The following is a 19,064-nucleotide window of genomic DNA, read 5'->3' on the forward strand; positions in this document are numbered from 1 at the left end:
GCGCGCCGGAACCACGCGGAGTTGCTGTCCGCAACCAGGAGGACACGCGTACCCCACCGGCCTCGCCCCGGTCCCGGCCGGCGGGACGGACCGCCACCGCGCCTCCCGACAGGGGGCCCGAATCGACAGGACCGTTGTCGTCCGACAGCAGTCGGGTCGTCGCATGCAACCGCATCTCGTGCGTGTGCATCCGACGACCGCCGATCCGATGTCGGACGACCGCCGGACTGTCGAAGAGCAGCGAAGCCGGACGAGGCTGCGGGGACGACGAAGGGCGGGCCTCCCGACTGGGAGACCCGCCCTCGGCGGTCGGACCGGCAGCGCCGGCCCGGACGGAACTACTTGGCGGCGACGACCTTCAGCGCGATGGTCGCGACGATGTCCTCGCGGAGCCGGACCGTGGCCTCGTGCTCGCCGACGGACTTGATCGACCCGGGGACCTCGATCTTGCGCTTGTCGAGCGAGCCGATGCCCTGCGCCTGCACGGCGTCGGCGACGTCGCCCGGGCGGACCGAGCCGAACAGGCGGCCGTCCTTGCCGGCCTTGACGGTCAGCGTGACGACGGCGTTCTGCAGCTTGAGCTTGAGGTCCTGGGCCTCTTCGATCGTGGCCAGCTCGCGCGCGGCGCGGGCGGCCTGGATCGACTCGACCTGCTTCTGACCACCACGCGACCACGCGACGGCGAAGCCCTGCGGGATCAGGTAGTTGCGGGCGTAGCCGTTCTTGACGTCGACGACGTCACCGGCGGAACCGAGGCCGGAGACCTCGTGGGTGAGGATGAGCTTCGACATGGGTGATCCTCCGATCAGCGGCCGGAGCCGGCGTAGGGGAGGAGCGCCATCTCGCGGGCGTTCTTCACGGCACGGGCGATGAGGCGCTGCTCCTGGACGGAGACGCCGGTGATACGGCGGGCACGGATCTTGCCGCGCTCGGAGATGAACTTGCGCAGGGTCGCGACGTCCTTGTAGTCGATGACGCCGACCTTGATCGACTTCGCGGGGGCGGCGTTCTTGCCGCCCTTGCCTCCGCGAGGCTTGCGGCGGTCGCCGCTGCTCTTTCCAGCCATTGGGGGATTCCTTCTAGTTCTGTTTCCGGATCAGCGGGGGAGCCGACTGATCAGAACGGGGTTTCGTCGTCGTAGGTGCCGCCCGGGGTGTTCCACACGTCCGACGAGGACGTGTTGCCACCCTGGTTGCCCTGCGGGGACCACGGTTCGTCGGACTGCGCGCCACCGTTGTAGCCGCCGCCGCCGCCACCGTTGCCGCCACCGACCTGGCCGCGGCCACCGCCGCCACCACCACCGGAGGCGCGGGTGACCTGGGCGGTCGCGTAGCGGAGCGAGGGGCCGATCTCGTCGACCTCGAGCTCGATGCTCGTGCGCTGCTGGCCTTCGCGGTCCTGGTAGGAGCGCTGACGCAGACGACCCTGCGCGATGACGCGCGAGCCCTTGGTCAGCGATCCCGCGACGTGCTCGGCGAACTCACGCCAGACACTCGCACGGAGGAACAGCGCGTCGCCGTCCTTCCACTCGTTCGCCTGACGGTCGAACGTGCGCGGTGTCGACGCGATGGTGAAGTTCGCCACCGCGAGGCCGTTCTGCGTGTACCGCAGCTCGGGATCGCTGGTGAGGTTGCCCACCACCGTGATGACGGTCTCGCCGGCCACGGGCTACTCGGCGCTCTTCGTGGCGGCCGCGGCCTTGCGGGCGGCGCGCTCGTCGGAGAGCTTCTTGGCGGCGGCGACCTGGGCGATCGCCTCCTCGGCGCGGAGGACCTTGGTGCGGAGCACGGCCTCGGAGAGACCGAGCTGGCGGTCGAGTTCCTTGGCGGCGTCGGCGTTCGCCGTCATGTTGACGACGGCGTAGATGCCCTCGGACTTCTTGTTGATCTCGTACGCGAGACGACGACGGCCCCAGACGTCCACGTTGTCGACGGTGCCACCGTCGTTGCGGATGACTGCGAGGAACCGGTCGAGCGACGGAGCGACCGTGCGCTCGTCGATCTCGGGGTCGAGGATGACCATCAGTTCGTACTGGTGCATGCGGAACCCACCTCCCTTGGTCTAGAACGGCTCCGGTCTTTCCGGAGCAGGAGGGTTGATGCATGTGTGCGACCACCACGAAGGCGGTGGGCACAACCTGACAAGACTAGCCGACGGCCGGGAGGCCCGGCAAGCGTTCTCCCCAGCCCGAACGCCCGCACCGTGGTCGGGTGGTGCGGATCAGCCCCGCTCGGCCCACCAGGCGCGCAGGCGACGCTCCGCCTCGTCGGGTCCGAGGGGCCCCTCGTCCATGCGGGCCTCGAGCAGGAACCGGTAGGCCTCGCCGACCTCGCGCCCGGGGCGGATGCCGAGGATCCGCATGATGTCGTCGCCCGTCAGGTCGGGACGCATGGCGTCGAGTTCCTCCCGGTCGCGCAGGGCGGCGATCCGGTCCTCCAGGTCGTCGTACGCGAACCCGAGCCGGTCGGCCTTGCGGCGGTTGCGCGTCGTGACGTCCGAGCGGGTGAGCTCGTGGAGCCGCTCGAGCTGGTCGCCGGCGTCGCGGACGTAGCGGCGCACGGCCGAGTCCGTCCACGCGCCGTCCGTGTAGCCGAAGAACCGCAGGTGCAGCTCGATGAGCTTCGTGACGGCGGCGACGGTCTCGTTGTCGAACCGCAGCGCGCGGAGCCGCTTGCGGGCGAGCTTGGCACCGACGAGGTCGTGGTGGTGGAAGCTCACGACGCCGCCGGGCTCCAGGCGGCGGGTGGCGGGCTTGCCGATGTCGTGGAGCAATGCGGCGACGCGGAGGACGATGTCGGGCGCGTCGCCGGCGTGCCGTTCGTGCTCGTAGCCGATCGCCTGCGTGAGCACGGTGAGCGAGTGCTCGTAGACGTCCTTGTGGTGGTGGTGCTCGTCGATCTCGAGCTGCATCGCCGGGAGTTCCGGCAGCACCCGCTCGGCGATGCCCGTGTCGACGAGGAGGCGCAGCCCGGGCACGGGGTCGTCCGTGGCGAGCAGCTTGACGAACTCGTCGCGCACGCGCTCGGCGGAGACGATCGCGATCGAGCCGGCGAGCTCGGTCATCGCGGCGCGGACGTCGTCGCTCACGGTGAACCCGAGCTGGCCCGTGAACCGTGCCGCACGCATCATGCGGAGCGGGTCGTCGCGGAAGGACACGACGGCGCTCTGCGGGGTGCGCAGGCGACCGGCGAGCAGGTCCTCGACGCCGTCGGCCACGTCGACGAGCTCGCGCTGGGGGAGTCGCAGGGCCATCGCGTTGACGGTGAAGTCCCGGCGGACCAGGTCCTCGGTGATGGCCGATCCGAACTCGACCTCGGGCTTCCGGGTCTCGCCGTCGTACACGTCGCTGCGGTACGTCGTGATCTCGACCTGCTCGCCACGCACGCGGGCCGCGATGGTGCCGAACTGTCGCCCGACGTCCCAGGTCGCGCTCGCGATCGGTTCCACGATCCGGAGGATCTCGTCGGGCCGGGCGTCCGTCGTGAAGTCGAGGTCGGTCACGGGCCGGCCGAGGAAGGCGTCGCGGACGGGACCGCCGACGAGCGCGAGTTCGTGGCCGGCCTCGGCGAAGGCGGCGGCCAGGGTGGCGACGGGTGCGGACTCGGCGAGGTGACCGAGGCGTTCCACGGCGTGTGCGACGGAGGGCATGACCCGTCGATCATCCCAGAACCCGGCCGTGCCGTGCCTCCTCGGCTGCGTCTCCGGCTGGGCCTCCTACACTCGTCCGAGGCCCGGACGGTCCCGGGCGCCTCTTCCATGCACATCCTCCGAACGCCACTCGCCGCCGCGGTGACCGCGCTGGTCGCCCTCGGCGTCGTCGGCGCGCCCGGAGTCGCGGAGGCGGCGAGCAGCAGCCATGCAGCGGCCAGCAGCGGCCACGCCGCGTCGGCCACGAGCAGTGCACGCGCGGTCGCGACCCCCGGTCCCACCGGCACGAACGCCAGCACCGCGACGCCCGCGCCCACCCACCCCGCGCAGAAGAACGCAGCGGCGCCCACCACGGCGACCACGGCCTCCCTGTCGGTGGCGGCGACGGACCAGGGCGTGCTCAAGACGGACCAGGACCTCACCCTGACGGTCACCGTGACGAACGGCACCGACACGGACCTCGCGGCGACCACCGCGGACGTCTCCCTGTCGCGGAGCGTGACCGGGGACCGGTCCGACCTCGAGGACTGGCTCGAGGACACCAGCTCAGACGGTTACCTCGGCTCCTACCTGACGAGTTTCGACGTCCCGGTGGTCCCCGCGCACCACACGGTCACGATGACCGACATCACGATCCCGTCGGCCACGGTCGGCCTCGACGGCTACTCGTTCGGCGCGCGCCGCCTCGCGGTCTCGTACGCGTCGGGCTCGGTCGACGTCGTCGGCCGCTCGGCCATCACCTGGTACCCGTCGCTGACGCAGCAGCCCACGGACGTCTCCGTCGTGATGCCGATCACCGTGCCCGCGACGACGTCGACCACGCTGTCGGCGTCGGAGCTCGCCGCGGACACCGCCGTCGACGGCACGCTCACGGCGCAGCTCGACGCCGCCATCGACCACAACGTCGCGATCGGCATCGACCCGCGGATCATCGTCTCGATCCGGCTCCTGGGCCAGGACGCCCCCGAGTCCGCGATGACCTGGCTCGACCGTCTGACCGCCGCCCGGAACGAGACGTTCGCGCTCCCCTACGCCGACGCCGACCTGACGGGCCTCCGGCAGGCGGGAGCGCCGGGCGTCTTCACGCCGATCTCGTTCGACCAGGACGTCGACCCACGGCACTTCCCCGGTGCGGTCACGCCGACGCCGACCGCCACCGCGACCGGGACGACGGACGGTGCGAGCGGCGCCGGCGCGGCCGCCGCGAGCGCGGCGCCGACCGCCGGTGCAGGCCCGTCCACGTCGGCCGGTGGAGGCACGGGGACGAGCGCCGGCGCCGGAACCAGCACCGGGGGTGAGACCGGAACGGCGGCCGGAACCGGAACGACCGCCGGCACCGACGCAACCCCGGCGCCCGGCACGGGTCAGCCGGGAGGCGAGCCCACACCCGCCGCGCCCACGCTGCCGACGATGCAGACCCTGCTCGACTTCCCGTACACGCTGCCCTCGATCGCCTGGCCGGACGAGGACACCGTCACCTCGGACGACCTCCCGGTACTCGCCAAGGGGGGTTACCAGCACACCATCGTCGCGAACGGGAACACCACGGCCGGCGCGGACACCACGGTCGCCGCCTCCGCCAAGGCCGGGACCGCCGACCTCCTCGTGTCCGACGAACGGCTGAGCGCGCTCCTCGACGACGCCGCGGACGCACCCGATCAGGCGTCGTGGCAGAGCGCGATGGCGGCGCTCACCGCCACCCTCGCGACGACGACGCGCCAGGCGAGCACCTCCGCCCCGATCCTCCTGACGTTCGACCGTTCATGGCCGACCGACCCGACCCGCATGTCCGACACGCTCGACGCGCTCGAGTCGATGCCGTGGGTCTCGCCCACGGACCTCTCGACGACCATCGGCACCGCGCCGACGAGCGTCTCGGTGAGCAACCACGCCGAGCCCGACGACCGCCTCGCGCAGCTCCGCCAGCTCGTCCAGTCCGAGAGTGCCGTCACCGCGTTCTCGACCGCCCTGACCACCCCCACCGACCTCACGGCGCCGACCCGGCTCCACACGCTCGCCCTCGCCTCGACCGCGTGGACGACCGACCTCGCGGGACTGCAGCGTGCCGTGGCCGTCCGGGTGAAACGCGCGAACGCCGTCGTCGACTCCGTCGGGATCGTCGACTCGAGCTCCATCACCCTGCTCGGCGACCGGTCGTCCCTGCCGATCTCCGTCCGCAACAAGTCCGAGTTCCCCGTGACCGTCTACCTGACGGTCACGCCGTCGAACTCGTTCCTCCGGGTCGAGAAGAACGCGCTCCAGGTCACCGTCCAGCCCGAGTCGCAGTCGCGCATCACATTCCCCGTGCAGTCCGTCGCGAACGGCAAGGTGCAGCTCCAGCTCACGTTGACGAGCTCCACCGGGACGCGCGTCGCGCAGCCGAGCGCGGTCGAGATCAACGTGCAGGCCCAGTGGGAGACCATCATCACCGGCCTCGCCGGAGCCGCGGTCGTGGTGATCTTCGGCCTCGGGATCCTGCGCAACATCCGCCGACGCCTCCGTCGCCGGTCCGGTGGCGCGCCTCCTGAGGACGACGACGACCCCAACCGTCCGCTCGACGACCAGCCGGTGGCCGCGTCGGCCCCGGCCCCCGCGGCCACCGCATCCACGGCCGTCGCCACACCCGCCGCCGTCGCCGCTGCACGCCCGACGGGCGCACGAGAACGGAACGACGTGACCGACGACCTCCAGACCGCTCGGCCGGGAGGCACGGCTCCACTCGCCGGGACCCCCATCGGTGCCGCGGCACCCACCGCCGGCACCCCGGGCACGACGGACGCGGCCGTCGGGGCGGGCGCGGTCGCGGCAGCGGGCGCGATCGACGGTGCGGCTCCGACCGGCGGCGCGACCCCGACCGGCGGCGCGGCTCCGACCGGCGGCGCTGCCCCGACCGCCCCGGCGGAACGCGGCCTCGGCCGGGCCAGCGCCCTGCTCGCGATCGGCACGATGGTGTCGCGCGTCCTCGGGTTCGCCAAGACGTTCGTCCTCGCGGCCGCGATCGGCCAGTCCGGCAGCGCCGCCGCCAACGCCTTCGCCGTCTCGAACCAGCTGCCGAACAACATCTACGCGCTCATCGCGGGCGGCCTGCTCAGCGCGGTCCTCATCCCGCAGATCGTCCGCTCGATGAAGCAGCACGCCGACGGCGGTCAGGCGTACATCAACCGGATCGTCACGCTCGGCGGCATCGTGTTCCTCGGCGTCACCGTCGTCGCCACCGCGATCGCGCCCCTGCTCGTCCACCTGTACAGCCAGTCCGCGGGCAGCGGCGGCAAGGGCTTCGCGGACGACACCACCGCACTGGCGGTCGCGTTCGCGTTCTGGTGCCTGCCGCAGATCCTCTTCTACGCGCTGTACTCGCTGCTCGGCGAGGTCCTCAACGCCCGCCAGGTGTTCGGGCCCTTCACGTGGGCGCCGCTCCTCAACAACGTCATCGCGATCGCCGGGCTCGTCGTGTTCATCGCCCTCTTCGGCACGCGCGGGCTCAACAGCGACGCAGGCGACTGGACGCCGACGAAGATCGCCGTGCTCGCGGGGAGCGCCACTCTGGGCGTCGCGGTGCAGGCGGCGTTCCTGCTGCTCTTCTGGCGTCGTGCCGGCCTGGGGTTCCGTCCCGACTTCCGGTGGCGCGGGGTGGGCCTCAAGGCGACGGGCACCGCGGCCGGCTGGCTGTTCCTCATGATCCTCGTGACGCAGCTCGCGGGCATCGTGCAGTCGCGGGTGGCGTCCCTCGGCACGGGCGCGGGCAACGCGACGCTGCAGAACTCGTGGCTGCTGTTCATGCTGCCGCACTCGATCATCACCGTGTCGATCGCCACCGCCTACTTCACCCGGATGAGCCACGACGCGGAACGGGGTGACATCGCCGCGGTCCGCCGGAACCTGTCGCAGTCGCTCCGGATCGTCGGTCTGTTCACCGTGTTCGCGTCGGTCGCCCTCATCGTCCTGGCGTTCCCGTTCGCCCGGATCTACGAGCACGCCTTCACGGACGTCCGGTCGATGGCCTTCGTGCTCGTCGCCTACATGCCCGGCCTGGTGCTGTTCAGCATGTTGTTCATCATCCAGCGGGTGTTCTGGGCCCTCCACGACCACCGCACGCCGTTCTTCATGCAGCTCGTGCAGTCCGGGCTGTTCGTCATCGGCGCGCTCGCCGTCGCGGCCCTGCCCGGCTCGGCCATCGGCGTCGGCGTCGCGATCACCACCACGCTCGCCGGCAGCGCCCAGACCGTCGTCGCGCTCGTCATCGTCCGCCGACGCCTCGCCGGCATCGAGGGCGGCGCCGTGACGCGCTCGCACGTGCAGTTCGTCGTCGCCGCGATCGTCGCCGGGGCCGCCGGGGTCGCCGTCGCCGCGTTCTTCGGGGCGTTCCGAGCCGGCGGGTTCGCGATGACGGACGTCACGAGTGCGCTCATCACCCTCGCGCTCACCGCGGCCGCCATGGTGGTCGTGTACGTGGCCGTGCTCGTCCTCACGCGCAACGGCGAGATCCGAAGCGCGGTGGGCCTCCTCCGGGCCCGTCTCGGACGCTGAACGCGGGCCGAGCGGCGGAATGCGCCGCCGGTACCATGTGTTGATCCGATCGGACCGGGAGGCACCGGTCCGGTCCTCCAGGACGTTCACGACGAAAGGGCACCAGGCATGCGCCAGCTCATCATCATCGGCTCCGGTCCCGCCGCGCTGACGGCCGCGATCTACAGCGCGCGCGCCGAGCTGAAGCCCCTCGTGGTCGCGTCCAGCGTCGAGACCGGCGGCGAGCTCACCAAGACCACCGAGGTCGAGAACTTCCCCGGCTTCCCGGAGGGCATCCAAGGCCCCGACCTCATGATGAAGATGCAGGAGCAGGCCGAGAAGTTCGGCGCGGAGATCCTGTACGACGACGCCGTGTCCGTCGACCTCACGGGCGACGTCAAGAAGGTCACCGTCGGTGGCGGCCAGACCTACGAGTCGCTCGCCGTGATCTACGCGACCGGCTCCGCCTACCGCAACCTGGGCCTCCCGGACGAGCAGCGCCTGTCGGGCCACGGCGTGTCGTGGTGCGCGACCTGCGACGGCTTCTTCTTCCGCCAGAAGAACATCGCCGTCGTCGGCGGTGGCGACTCCGCGATGGAGGAAGCCACGTTCCTCACCCGCTTCGCCGACACGGTGACGGTGATCCACCGCAAGGACGTCCTGCGCGCGTCGAAGATCATGCAGGACCGCGCGTTCAACGACCCGAAGATCGCGTTCGCGTGGAACAAGGAGGTCGTCGCCATCCACGGTGAGACCTCGGTCGAGGGCGTCACGCTCCGCGACACCACCACCGGCGAGGAGTCGCAGCTGCCCCTCGACGGTCTGTTCATCGCGATCGGCAACGACCCGCGTACGCACCTCATCCACGGCCAGGTCGACCTCGCCCCCGAGGGCACCATCGCCGTCGACGGACGCTCGTCGCGCACGAACCTGTCCGGCGTCTTCGCGGCCGGTGACGTCATCGACCCGACCTACCGGCAGGCGATCACCGCGGCCGGTTCCGGCACGGTGGCGGCCCTCGACGCCGAGAAGTTCCTCGCCGACCTCGAGCCCGAGCTCGCCGCCCTGGCGGACGGTCCGGTCCCGGTCGAGCCCGTCACGATCTCGCCGGTCGAGCCGGCCACGGTCGGGAGCTGAGCGGTCGCGCCCGGCCGCGCCGTGCCTCCCGTCCAACGGAATAGCGACACGGACGTCGATGTTGTCCACAACGACCAACCGAAGGAAGCAGGAACCATGTCCAACGCCAAGGCAGTGACCGACGCGTCGTTCTCGAGCGACGTGCTGCAGTCCGACAAGACGATCCTCGTCGACTTCTGGGCCGAGTGGTGCGGGCCGTGTCGTGCGGTCTCCCCGATCCTCGACCAGATCGCGTCGGAGCACAGCGACAAGATCGAGATCGTCAAGCTCAACGTGGACGAGAACCCCCAGTCCGCCATGCAGTACCAGATCACCTCGATCCCCGCGATGAAGGTCTTCCGTGGCGGTGAGGTCGTCAAGACCGTGATCGGTGCGAAGCCGAAGCCGGCGCTCGAGGCCGACCTGGCCGAGTTCCTGGTCTGACACCAGCCCCGACGGCTCCTGAAGCCCCGTCTCCCGATCCGGGAGGCGGGGCTTCCGTCATCCACGCGGAGCCACGCGTCCGGAACTGGCCTGCGCGGGGACCGACGGGCGTGCACGGGCATGCCGTATCGTGGCCGGAACGCCGTCCGTCGGCGTCGGCGTCGTCGTCCGCGATCGGCGCCCGAGTGATCGGAGACCATGCGATGACCGACCGGGGAACCAGCCTCGACCCGTGGTACGACTCCTACGCCCAGCGCACCGCAGGGCTGAGCGCATCCGAGGTCCGAGCACTGTTCGCCGTCGCATCCCGCCCCGAGGTCGTCTCCCTGGCCGGCGGCATGCCGTTCGTGTCCGCGCTCCCCCGCGAGCTCGTCACCGGGTCCATCGACCGGGTCATGGAGCACGACGCTGCCATGGCGCTGCAGTACGGCGGCGGCCAGGGTCTCCGGACCCTCCGTGAGCACATCGTCGACATCATGGCGCTCGAGGGCGTCCGTGCGAGCGCCGAGGACGTCGTCGTCACCACGGGTTCCCAGCACGCCCTCGACCTCGTCACGCGGCTGTTCATCGATCCGGGCGACGTCGTCCTGGCGGAGTCGCCGTCGTACGTCGGTGCGATCGGTGTGTTCCGCTCGTACCAGGCCGAGACCGTGCACGTGGCCATGGACGACCAGGGCCTGGTCCCCGAGGCCCTGCGCGAGACCATCGCCCGCCTCAGGGCCGCCGGCAAGCGCATGAAGTTCCTGTACACCATCCCGAACTTCCACAACCCCGCGGGCGTCACGATGAGCCGCGAACGCCGCATCGAGATCCTCGACATCTGCCGGTCGAACCAGATCCTCGTGCTCGAGGACAACCCCTACGGTCTCCTCTGGTTCGACGAGCCGGCGCCGCAGGCCATCCGCTCGATCGACGAGGACGGCGTCGTGTACCTCGGCTCCTTCTCGAAGACCCTCGCCCCGGGATTCCGCGTCGGCTGGGCCCTCGCGCCGCACGCCATCCGCGAGAAGCTCGTGCTCGCGAACGAATCCGCTGTGCTCGCACCGAACTCGTTCGGACAGTACGTCGTGAACGCGTACCTCGATGCCGCGGACTGGAAGGCCCAGATCACCACCTTCCGCGGTCTCTACGCGGAGCGCCGCGACGCCATGCTCGCCGCCCTCGCCGAGTTCCTCCCCGACCTGCGGTGGACCACGCCGAACGGCGGGTTCTTCGTGTGGCTCACGCTGCCGGACCAGCTCGACTCCAAGGCGATGCTGCCCCGCGCGGTCAAGGAACTCGTCGCCTACACGCCGGGTACCGCGTTCTTCGCGGACGGCCGCGGGGGCGGACACATGCGTCTCTCCTTCTGCTACCCCACACCGGAGCAGATCCGCACCGGCGTGAAGCGGCTCGCGACCGTCGTGAACGATGAACTCGAGCTCATCGAGACCTTCGGCACCGCCGCCCGGCCGGCGCCGATCACCGACCCCGCCCAGACGGTCTCCGCACCGCCGCCGAACATGTCCTGACCCGCGTCGCCGTCTCGGCCGACCGCTCCTGACCAGGGATTCATCACGCCGCGCGCCGCGCGGCCGCACTCGAGGAACGCATCATGGTGGAGTTCGCCCGTCGTCACGTCGTCGTCGTCGCGGGGGGCATCTCGCACGAGCGGGACATCTCGCTCCGTTCCGGACGACGCGTGGCCGACTCGCTCATCGGCTACGGCTGGCAGGTCGATCTCCGGGACGCCGACGCGACGCTGCTGCCCGCGCTGCGCGAACTTCAGCCCGACGTCGTCTGGCCCGCGCTCCACGGCGCCAGCGGTGAGGACGGCGCGCTCCGCGGCATCCTCGAGGCACTCGACGTGCCGTTCGTCGGTTCGCGCGCCACCTCGGCTCGCCTCGCGTGGGACAAACCGACCGCATCCGCACTCGCCGCTCGGGCGGGCGTTCGCACGCCGCGATCGGTCACCCTGTCGCACGACGTCTTCCGCGAACTCGGCGCCGTCAGCGTGCTCGCGGCCATCGCGGACGAGCACCCGATCCCCCTCGTGGTCAAGCCCGCCCGCGGTGGCAGCGCGCAGGGCGTCACCCTGGTCCACGACACGGCCGATCTGCCGCGAGCGATGGTCACGGCGTACACCTACTGCGACGACGTCATCGTCGAGCAGCTCATCACCGGGACCGAGATCGCCGTCGGGGTGGTCGACACCGGTGATGGCCCGGTGCCCCTCGCTCCCGTCGAGATCGTCCCGCGATCGGGCGTGTACGGGTACGAGGCGCGGTACAACGCTGGTGAGACGACCTTCTACACCCCGGCGCGCTTGTCGGCCGCAGCCGCAGCGGCGGCGGCCGAGGCAGCAGTCGCCGCACACGTCGCGCTCGGCCTCCGGCACATCTCGCGCGTCGACATGATCGTCGACGCGGTTGAGACACCGTGGTTCCTCGAGGTGAACGTCCTTCCCGGACTCACCGAGACGTCGCTCGTGCCGCAGGCCCTCTTGGCCTCCGGTCATGACCTCGGGTGGGTCTATGCCGAACTCGCCGAGCAGGCCATCCGCGACCATCGCCGGTAGCGGTCGTCTGTCCCACGGGGGATCAGCCCGGTCCCGAGCAGCGCGGGCCGGTCCCGGGCAGCGCAGTGCACGCGCGTTCCACGTGAAACATTCGGCTGCTCCAGGCGCAGCTGGAGACGACTCGGTTCTGTGGCATGGCGAGGGTGAACGCGACGGCCGGAGTTGGCCACCGGTCGTCCTGATCGGCGTGCGGTCGGGCCCCGCAGTTGTCCCCGCAGGAGCAAGCTGATCGGCGTACCGGGCGCACAGCGGCAGCACGATCTGCGTGGCGGCCGAACAACAGCAGACCGAGGACGCCGGGACACGACTGTGCGATCGTGCGCTGCGGTGGCCCGGCTCCGCGTCCACCGAGCGTAGCCTGTTCGCCGCCCGGGTGCCGAGGACGGCCCACCTGGGCGACGAGGCGCGCCGAGGCGCACCGATCACGATCCGCACACCCGGCCTCGCGACGGCCGCGTACGCCCGCGGTGGCTGCGAGGATCACCCATCGTGGTCCCCTCACGCGCCGCCCGGATGGCTGCCCGGATCGCCGCCCATCCGACGCCTCGCGCTCCGCCTCACGCGTCACCCGACTCGCCGCCCACCTGACGGCCCAACCGCCGCCCGTCTCGCTGCCACTCTGGCGGACCCGATCAACGTCCCGGCGCGATCCCCCGCGCTCATCCGAGCGCGAGCCACCAGCGCCGCGGTCAACCTCTTGCAGCGATCTCCGGCCTGCCGTCCGTCGTCGTCGAGACACCGCGGCCAAGCCGCTCGTCGTGCCGTGGCGTTGCCATCTGCGGGGGGGACCCGACTCCCAGTGCTCGTAGTTCCATCCCCGCGACGGCCGTCAAGTCATCCTCCGTTTGCATCGCGTCACGCTTTGTTCGCGGTCCGCGCGCAACGCCGCGGCGTCACGCGCACCGGCTGCGGCGCGACCAGCAGGAGGGCGGCCCTTGTTTCACGTGGAACGTGCTCGCCACGCCAGTCTCTCGACTCCCACCGTCGCACGACCATCAGCGCACGCGTTGCCACACCGGATCGGTCGCACCAGCGGCTCGACTGGTCCAAGGACGGCGTGCGCAGAATGCACGATCAGGGCGCGAGCCACGCATCGAGCTGATCGTGATCAGCGCCGCAGACGCCCTTCGGACGCCACCGGCCGACGCGCCTCACGATGTTCCACGTGAAACGTCAGGACGCCGCGTCGGCGACTGCCTCGTTCCGCAGGTCCTCGAGGATCCGATTGAGATCCTCGATCGTTGCGAAGTCGATGCTCAGCGTGCCCTTGCGCGACCCCAGCTGGATCTTCACGCGCGTGTTGAGGCGGTCACCGAGGCGTTCCGCGAGGTCGTTGAGATGAGCTTGCCGCTTGGACGGCTCCGTCCGCGGCCGCACCGAGGGCGTCTTGGCCGAGAGTGCCGCTGCGGCTGCCTCAGCGGCCCGGACAGACAGGTCCTCGTTCACGATCTTCTCGGCGAGGTACTCCATCGCCTCGGCGTCGGGCGCCGAGAGGATCGCGCGAGCATGGCCAGCGCTCAGGACACCGGCTGCGACGCGCCGCTGCACCGGTGACGGCAGTCGGAGCAGGCGGATGGTGTTCGTGATCTGTGGCCGCGAACGCCCGATACGTGCGGCGAGCTGCTCCTGCGTGATCCCGAAGTCCGCCAGGAGCTGCTGGTAGGCCGATGCCTCCTCGAGCGGGTTGAGGTTCGCACGGTGCAGGTTCTCGAGGAGCGCGTCGCGCAGCATCGCGTCATCAGGCGTCTCCTTGATGATCGCCGGGATGGTGCCGAGGCCGAGCTCCTTCGTGGCCCGCAGCCGTCGCTCACCCATGATGAGCTCGTACCGCGGCTCGGTTCCGGCCGCGCCCGCGATGGGACGAACGACGATCGGTTGCAGGACGCCGATCTCGCGGATCGAGTGGACCAGCTCCTGGAGCTCTTCCTCGCGGAACTCCGAGCGTGGCTGCTGGGCGTTCGGCACGATGTCCAGGGGGTTGAGATTGGCCAGGCGAGCGCCGGGCACGGCAACCAGCTCATCGGCGGTCTGGCCGACGCTGTTCGGCGACGCTCCGTCGGCAAGGATCGCAGCGACGGCATCCGTCGCGGTCGTCGCGGGGTCCCTGGTCGCAGCACTCGTGTTCGTGGGGAAGAAGACGTCGACCGGACGCTCCTGTTGCTCGGGGCTCGTCGGGATGAGCGCGCCGATGCCCCTGCCGAGTCCGGTCCGCTTCGGTGCCATCAGTGCTTCGCTCCTCGTGCTGCGATCTCTGCGGCCGCCTCGAAGTACGAGAGCGACCCTGGTGAATTCGTGTCATAGCTGACGACGCTCTGCCCGTAGCTCGGAGCCTCACTGATGCGCACGGACCGGGGGATCAGCGTGGCGAGGACTTGGTCGCCGAAGTGCTCACGGACCTCGGTCGCGACCTGGTTCGCCAGATTGGTCCGGCCGTCGTACATGGTCAGCAGGATCGTTGACACCCGCAACGCCGGGTTGAGATGCCGCTCGATCAGCTCGATGTTCCGGAGCAGCTGGCTCAGCCCCTCGAGCGCGTAGTACTCACACTGGATCGGGATGAGCACCTCACGGGCCGCCACGAACGCGTTGATCGTCAGCAGACCCAGCGACGGCGGGCAGTCGATGAACACGTAGTGGAACGGCTCGTCGACGCCGTCGAGGAACTGCTGCAGCGCGGTCCGGAGGCGCTGTTCACGCGCCACGAGGGACACCAGCTCGATCTCTGCGCCCGCCAGGTGAATGGTCGCCGGCACGCAGAACAGATTCTCCGACTCCGGGCTCTGCTGCATGGTGCCGGCGAGTGGCGCTTCATCCACGATCACGTCGTAGATGCTGGCGACCTCCGCGCGGTGGTCCACGCCAAGCGCCGTCGAGGCATTCCCCTGCGGGTCGAGGTCGATGACGAGCACGCGAGCGCCGCCACGGGCCAGCGCGGCCGCGAGATTGACCGTCGTTGTCGTCTTGCCGACGCCGCCCTTCTGGTTCGACACGGTGAACACGCGCGTCTCCTCGGGCAACGGGAACTGCTGCGTCGCGAGCGCGCGTCGCCGCCGATTGAGGTCGGCGATCTCGCGCGCGAGTGGCGTGGTCGCGTCGAAGTCAGTAGATGAACTCACGAATGCACTTCCCCGCCTCGATGTTCCACGTGAAACGTTGGTGCGGCTGCGGCGAGCAGTCGTCCGATGCTCGACCAGACACTCCGCACGGGAACGTCAATCAACTGTAGCCCGGAAGACCCGGGTCCTTTCCTCCACCACGCCCGCACCGAGCTCGATGACATCGACGCCCGTCAGGCGCTTCCGAAGAATCACCTTCCGTGCCGCATCGACTTCGGCATCGACCCGGGCCCCCTTCATGAGCAGCAACTGGCCGCCCGAGCGGACGAGTGGAACGGTGATCGGGATAAGTTTGCTCAGGGCGCTGACCGCGCGGGCCGTCACCTGATCGAGCACGAGGTCATCCGCGACGTCCTCGGCTCGGGCGCGCAGCACCCGCACGTTCTGCAGCCCAAGCCGGTCCGCTTCACCACGCAACCACTCGACGCGCCGCTCCATCGGCTCGATGAGGGTCATCTCGACGTCAGGCCGCATGATGGCGAGCACGAGGCCCGGCAGTCCCGCACCCGATCCGACGTCACCCACCTTCGCTCCCTCGAGGAGCAGCGGTCCGACCACACCCGAGTTGAGGATATGTCGCTTCCAGAGCCGTGGGAGTTCCAGGGGTCCGATCAACCCGAGCTCCTCGCCACGTCGCGCGAGTTCCTGCGTGAAGGACCGGACCTGCTCGAGGTGGTCGCCGAACACCGCCGCGGCAGCGTCGGGCTCTGGCTCGACCGGCAACCTCTCGGTCAAGGCGATCTCCACGTCGCCCTCACCAGACGCGGAACGCTCGTCCGTGCTGTCAACCACGTCAGCGCGTGACGACCGTGTGCCGGTCGCGGCCCTCGCCCTCGGACTCCGAGTGGAAGCCGCGCTCGGCCACGAGATCGTGCACGAGCTTGCGCTCGTACGACGACATCGGCGGGAGCGCCGCGCTCGGGGACCCGGCCTCGATCCGCTCGATCGCCGTGTCCACGAGCCGACCGAGCTCCGAAGCCCGAGCATCGCGCGAGCCACCGACGTCGAGGATCAGACGGCTGAATTCGCCGGTCTCGGCCTGTACGGCGATCCTGGTGAGTTCCTGCAGCGCCGACACCGTGTCGGGCTTCGAGAGCACCCGCAGCGCGCCACCCTGATCGGTCACCGAGAGGTAGACGCGGCCGCCGCGCTCCTCGATCTCGATGTCACCGTCGAGATCGCAGATGTCGAGCAGTTCCTCGATGTAGTCGGCAGCGATGTCGCCCTCATCACGGACCTCGTCGTCGACGCCCTCCACGTCGTCGACCGGTGCCTCGGTGGTCGGCTCGTCGGACACGGGCGCGTCCTCGGTCAGCAGCTCGTCGTCGGTCACGACTTCTTCCCGTTCTTCTTGGCGCGGTTCTTGCCCACCGGCTGCTGCCGCTGGGTCGTCGGGCGAGGACGCTCGATCTCGGTCACGCGGATGTCGTTCACGGCGGCGAGAGCGCCACCGGCGGTCGCGCCACGTCGCTGCGCTTTCCGGGCGAGCCGGGCTTCACGGGCGAGCGCCGCCTCGGACCCCGGCGTCGGCATGCGCCGGATCACGACGTACTGCTGCCCCATCGTCCAGACGTTCGAGGCGAGCCAGTAGAACATGACGCCGAGCGGGAAGCTCAGACCCGAGAACACGAACACGAGCGGGAGGACGTAGAGCATCATCCGCTGCTGCCGGTACATCGGGCTCGCCTTGGTCTCCGGCGACATGTTCTTGGCCACGATCTGCAGCTGCGTGACGAACTGCGAGACGGTCATGATGATGACCATCGCGGCGGCGATGAGGCGGACCTCCCAGCCCGTGGCGCTGAGGAACGTCTCGTGCAGGGGAGCGCCGAACAGCTTCGCGACACCGAACGAATGGGCCAGTGGCGTGGTCAGCAGGCCGATACCGGTCTTGTCGATCTGAGCGGTGTGGAGCGTCGAGTACAGGCTCAGGAACACCGGCATCTGGATGATGAGCGGCAGGCAGGAGCTCAGCGGGTTCGTCCCGGTCTCCTTGTACAGCGCCATCGTCTCGCGGGACATGGCCTCACGCGAGAACTGGTCCTTCTTGCCCTTGTACTTGTCCTGGATCTTCTTGAGCTGCGGCGCGACCTCGAGCATCCGCCGCTGGCTCTTGATCTGCCGGACGAAGATCGGGATCAGCGCCGCCCGCACCACGAGGGTCAGACCGATGATCGAGATCACCCAGGTGATCCCGGCGTTCGGGTCCATGCCGATGGCCGCGAACAACGAATGGAAACCGACGAGGATCGCGGAGACCACCCATTTGAGTGGCCAGAGGATCGTGTTTTCGAGGAACTCCATGAGAAGCGGTCACGCCTTTCGGGGGTGCGGTGTCAACCGGCGACGCCGGGAGGTCGGGGCGGCCTGCGGGGCCGAACGGTGGGTGCCGTCCACGGGGCGGGTCTCCAGGACGGGGGTGCCGTCGAGCCGGCGGGTGCCGAGCGCGCGGGTGTCGCCGGCTGGGCGGGGGAGCACGAACCCGAAGCGGGTCACGGGATAGGGCGCGGTCCGAGCCCGGACGTCGTCGATGCCACCGGCCGCCCACGGATTGCACCGGGCGATACGCCAGGCGCCCATGCTGGAGCCGACGACGACGCCGTACTGCTGGATGGCCTCGAGTGCGTACCGCGAGCACGACGGGTGGTACCGGCAGACCTCGCCGTACAGCGGGGAGACGACCGCGCGGTACGCGCGCAGCACCACCACGCACACGTTGCGCGGGAGCAACGCGACGGCCGACAGTGCTCGTCTCATGCCTTGTTCACACCCTTGCTCTGGCTCGTGCTCCGACTGAAGCACTGCCTGACATCTGCGATGAGGGTAGGCCAGCCGGCCTGCGCGGCGGCTGGCAGTGCGCGGACGACCACATCGAGCCCGGAAGGGTGATCGACGACGAGTTCGTGGGCGATGGCCTTGAGCCTGCGGCGGACGAGGTTCCGGGTCACCGCGTTCCCCACCGCCTTCGAGACGATGAACCCGAACCGGGTGGGATCGGCATCGGCACGGACGACCACCGATACGACGGCGTGCGCCGTGGCGCTCCTGCGACCACGACGCACGACGGATCGGTAGTCGTCACCTCGGACGATCCGGTTGGCTCGGGCCAACAACCCCGGGGGTTAGGCCGAGAGCTCGGTGCGGCCCTTGCTGCGGCGGGCGGCCAGGATGGAACGGCCGGCGCGGGTCCGCATACGAGCGCGGAAGCCGTGCTTCTTGGCGCGGCGGCGGTTGTTCGGCTGGAAGGTGCGCTTGCTCATGATCTCGTCTCCACACGGACGCTCGCGGCGGTCCGGTCACGTTGGGTCCGTTGACGCGATGGGAACGGACGCTCTGGGCGCGACCGATTGGCCGCAGTCAACCGTTCAACGGTACGTGAGGAGGGGCCGTGGGTCAAACGAACGGGACCAACCGCTCATTCTCCACATTGGGGACAACTCCGGTTGCGTCCGACGCGCCGCGAGCAATTACAGTGGGTTGATCCAGGGGCGCGCGGCCCGTGATCACCCGGCGGGACCGGGCACGAGCACGATCCGCGACTCGTGGAGAACACTGTGGACAACCCTGTGTACGGCCGAGTGGTCCGCCCACGACTCGCGGGCGACCTCGGCGCTGTGCGGGAGCCGGCCGGAGCGACCGTCGGTCCACGTCGACCGACCAGAGGAGACGAGCGCGCC

Annotated in this window: 18 protein-coding genes; 5 read left to right on the forward strand and 13 right to left on the reverse strand. The window is 70.1% G+C overall.

Annotation, left to right across the window (positions count from 1 at the left end; genetic code table 11):
* Nucleotides 1–338: 338 nt before the first annotated feature.
* The 5 genes from rplI to DEI94_RS15850 form a co-directional block, all read right to left on the reverse strand.
* Complete coding sequence (rplI, locus tag DEI94_RS15830; RefSeq protein ID WP_111010767.1) at nucleotides 339–791, reverse strand: 50S ribosomal protein L9; 453 nt, start codon at nucleotides 789–791, stop codon at nucleotides 339–341.
* Nucleotides 792–805: 14 nt separating this feature from the next.
* Nucleotides 806–1,066, reverse strand: coding sequence for a 30S ribosomal protein S18 (gene rpsR, locus DEI94_RS15835; protein ID WP_066517360.1), 261 nt, complete (start codon nucleotides 1,064–1,066; stop codon nucleotides 806–808).
* 50 nt (nucleotides 1,067–1,116) lie between these two features.
* The gene (locus tag DEI94_RS15840) at nucleotides 1,117–1,665 is read right to left on the reverse strand and encodes a single-stranded DNA-binding protein (protein ID WP_111010768.1); all 549 of its coding nucleotides are present in this window, start codon (nucleotides 1,663–1,665) and stop codon (nucleotides 1,117–1,119) included.
* Nucleotides 1,666–1,668: 3 nt separating this feature from the next.
* Entirely contained in the window at nucleotides 1,669–2,040 is a 372-nt protein-coding gene (rpsF, locus tag DEI94_RS15845) for a 30S ribosomal protein S6 (protein WP_111010769.1), read from the reverse strand.
* Nucleotides 2,041–2,220: 180 nt separating this feature from the next.
* Nucleotides 2,221–3,648 (reverse strand): CCA tRNA nucleotidyltransferase, encoded by a 1,428-nt coding sequence (locus DEI94_RS15850; RefSeq protein ID WP_111026520.1) that lies wholly within the window; start codon nucleotides 3,646–3,648, stop codon nucleotides 2,221–2,223.
* Between the two features lie 108 nt (nucleotides 3,649–3,756).
* Here DEI94_RS15850 and murJ point away from each other — a divergent pair, with 108 nt between their 5' ends.
* From murJ to DEI94_RS15875, 5 genes are all read left to right on the forward strand, one after another.
* Nucleotides 3,757–8,175 (forward strand): murein biosynthesis integral membrane protein MurJ, encoded by a 4,419-nt coding sequence (murJ, locus tag DEI94_RS15855; protein ID WP_220038794.1) that lies wholly within the window; start codon nucleotides 3,757–3,759, stop codon nucleotides 8,173–8,175.
* A gap of 108 nt (nucleotides 8,176–8,283) precedes the next feature.
* Entirely contained in the window at nucleotides 8,284–9,291 is a 1,008-nt protein-coding gene (trxB, locus tag DEI94_RS15860; RefSeq protein ID WP_111011922.1) for a thioredoxin-disulfide reductase, read from the forward strand.
* A gap of 96 nt (nucleotides 9,292–9,387) precedes the next feature.
* Nucleotides 9,388–9,714 carry a thioredoxin gene (trxA, locus tag DEI94_RS15865; protein WP_111010772.1) on the forward strand — a complete coding sequence of 109 codons (327 nt, stop codon included), beginning with the start codon at nucleotides 9,388–9,390 and terminating at the stop codon, nucleotides 9,712–9,714.
* Between the two features lie 203 nt (nucleotides 9,715–9,917).
* A complete protein-coding gene (locus tag DEI94_RS15870) occupies nucleotides 9,918–11,225 on the forward strand; it encodes an aminotransferase-like domain-containing protein (RefSeq protein WP_111011923.1) in 1,308 nt (435 codons plus the stop codon).
* Between the two features lie 83 nt (nucleotides 11,226–11,308).
* Entirely contained in the window at nucleotides 11,309–12,271 is a 963-nt protein-coding gene (locus DEI94_RS15875) for a D-alanine--D-alanine ligase family protein (RefSeq protein ID WP_111026521.1), read from the forward strand.
* Between the two features lie 1,173 nt (nucleotides 12,272–13,444).
* On the opposite strand, the gene DEI94_RS15880 is transcribed toward DEI94_RS15875, so the two are convergent.
* From DEI94_RS15880 to rpmH, 8 genes are all read right to left on the reverse strand, one after another.
* On the reverse strand, nucleotides 13,445–14,494 hold the full coding sequence (locus DEI94_RS15880) for a ParB/RepB/Spo0J family partition protein (protein WP_111026522.1): 1,050 nt from the start codon (nucleotides 14,492–14,494) through the stop codon (nucleotides 13,445–13,447).
* Nucleotides 14,494–15,387, reverse strand: coding sequence for a ParA family protein (locus tag DEI94_RS15885; RefSeq protein ID WP_111026523.1), 894 nt, complete (start codon nucleotides 15,385–15,387; stop codon nucleotides 14,494–14,496). Before DEI94_RS15885 ends, DEI94_RS15880 begins: the two co-directional genes overlap by 1 nt.
* 96 nt (nucleotides 15,388–15,483) lie before the next feature.
* Nucleotides 15,484–16,122, reverse strand: a complete 639-nt coding sequence (gene rsmG, locus DEI94_RS15890; RefSeq protein WP_111026590.1) for a 16S rRNA (guanine(527)-N(7))-methyltransferase RsmG — start codon at nucleotides 16,120–16,122, stop codon at nucleotides 15,484–15,486.
* 58 nt (nucleotides 16,123–16,180) lie between these two features.
* Nucleotides 16,181–16,720 carry a Jag family protein gene (locus tag DEI94_RS15895; RefSeq protein ID WP_375334607.1) on the reverse strand — a complete coding sequence of 180 codons (540 nt, stop codon included), beginning with the start codon at nucleotides 16,718–16,720 and terminating at the stop codon, nucleotides 16,181–16,183.
* Nucleotides 16,717–17,691 (reverse strand): membrane protein insertase YidC, encoded by a 975-nt coding sequence (gene yidC / locus DEI94_RS15900; RefSeq protein ID WP_111010778.1) that lies wholly within the window; start codon nucleotides 17,689–17,691, stop codon nucleotides 16,717–16,719. The genes DEI94_RS15895 and yidC overlap by 4 nt, the downstream gene beginning before the upstream one ends.
* 9 nt (nucleotides 17,692–17,700) lie before the next feature.
* A complete protein-coding gene (gene yidD / locus DEI94_RS15905; RefSeq protein WP_111035757.1) occupies nucleotides 17,701–18,144 on the reverse strand; it encodes a membrane protein insertion efficiency factor YidD in 444 nt (147 codons plus the stop codon).
* Nucleotides 18,141–18,500, reverse strand: a complete 360-nt coding sequence (gene rnpA / locus DEI94_RS15910) for a ribonuclease P protein component (RefSeq protein WP_111026524.1) — start codon at nucleotides 18,498–18,500, stop codon at nucleotides 18,141–18,143. Before rnpA ends, yidD begins: the two co-directional genes overlap by 4 nt.
* Before the next feature lie 9 nt (nucleotides 18,501–18,509).
* Nucleotides 18,510–18,647: a 50S ribosomal protein L34 gene (rpmH, locus tag DEI94_RS15915; RefSeq protein WP_053546712.1), complete on the reverse strand. Its 138-nt coding sequence runs from the start codon at nucleotides 18,645–18,647 to the stop codon at nucleotides 18,510–18,512.
* Between the last annotated feature and the right edge of the window lie 417 nt (nucleotides 18,648–19,064).

Source organism: Curtobacterium sp. MCBD17_040 (assembly GCF_003234805.2).
Lineage (GTDB): Bacteria > Actinomycetota > Actinomycetes > Actinomycetales > Microbacteriaceae > Curtobacterium.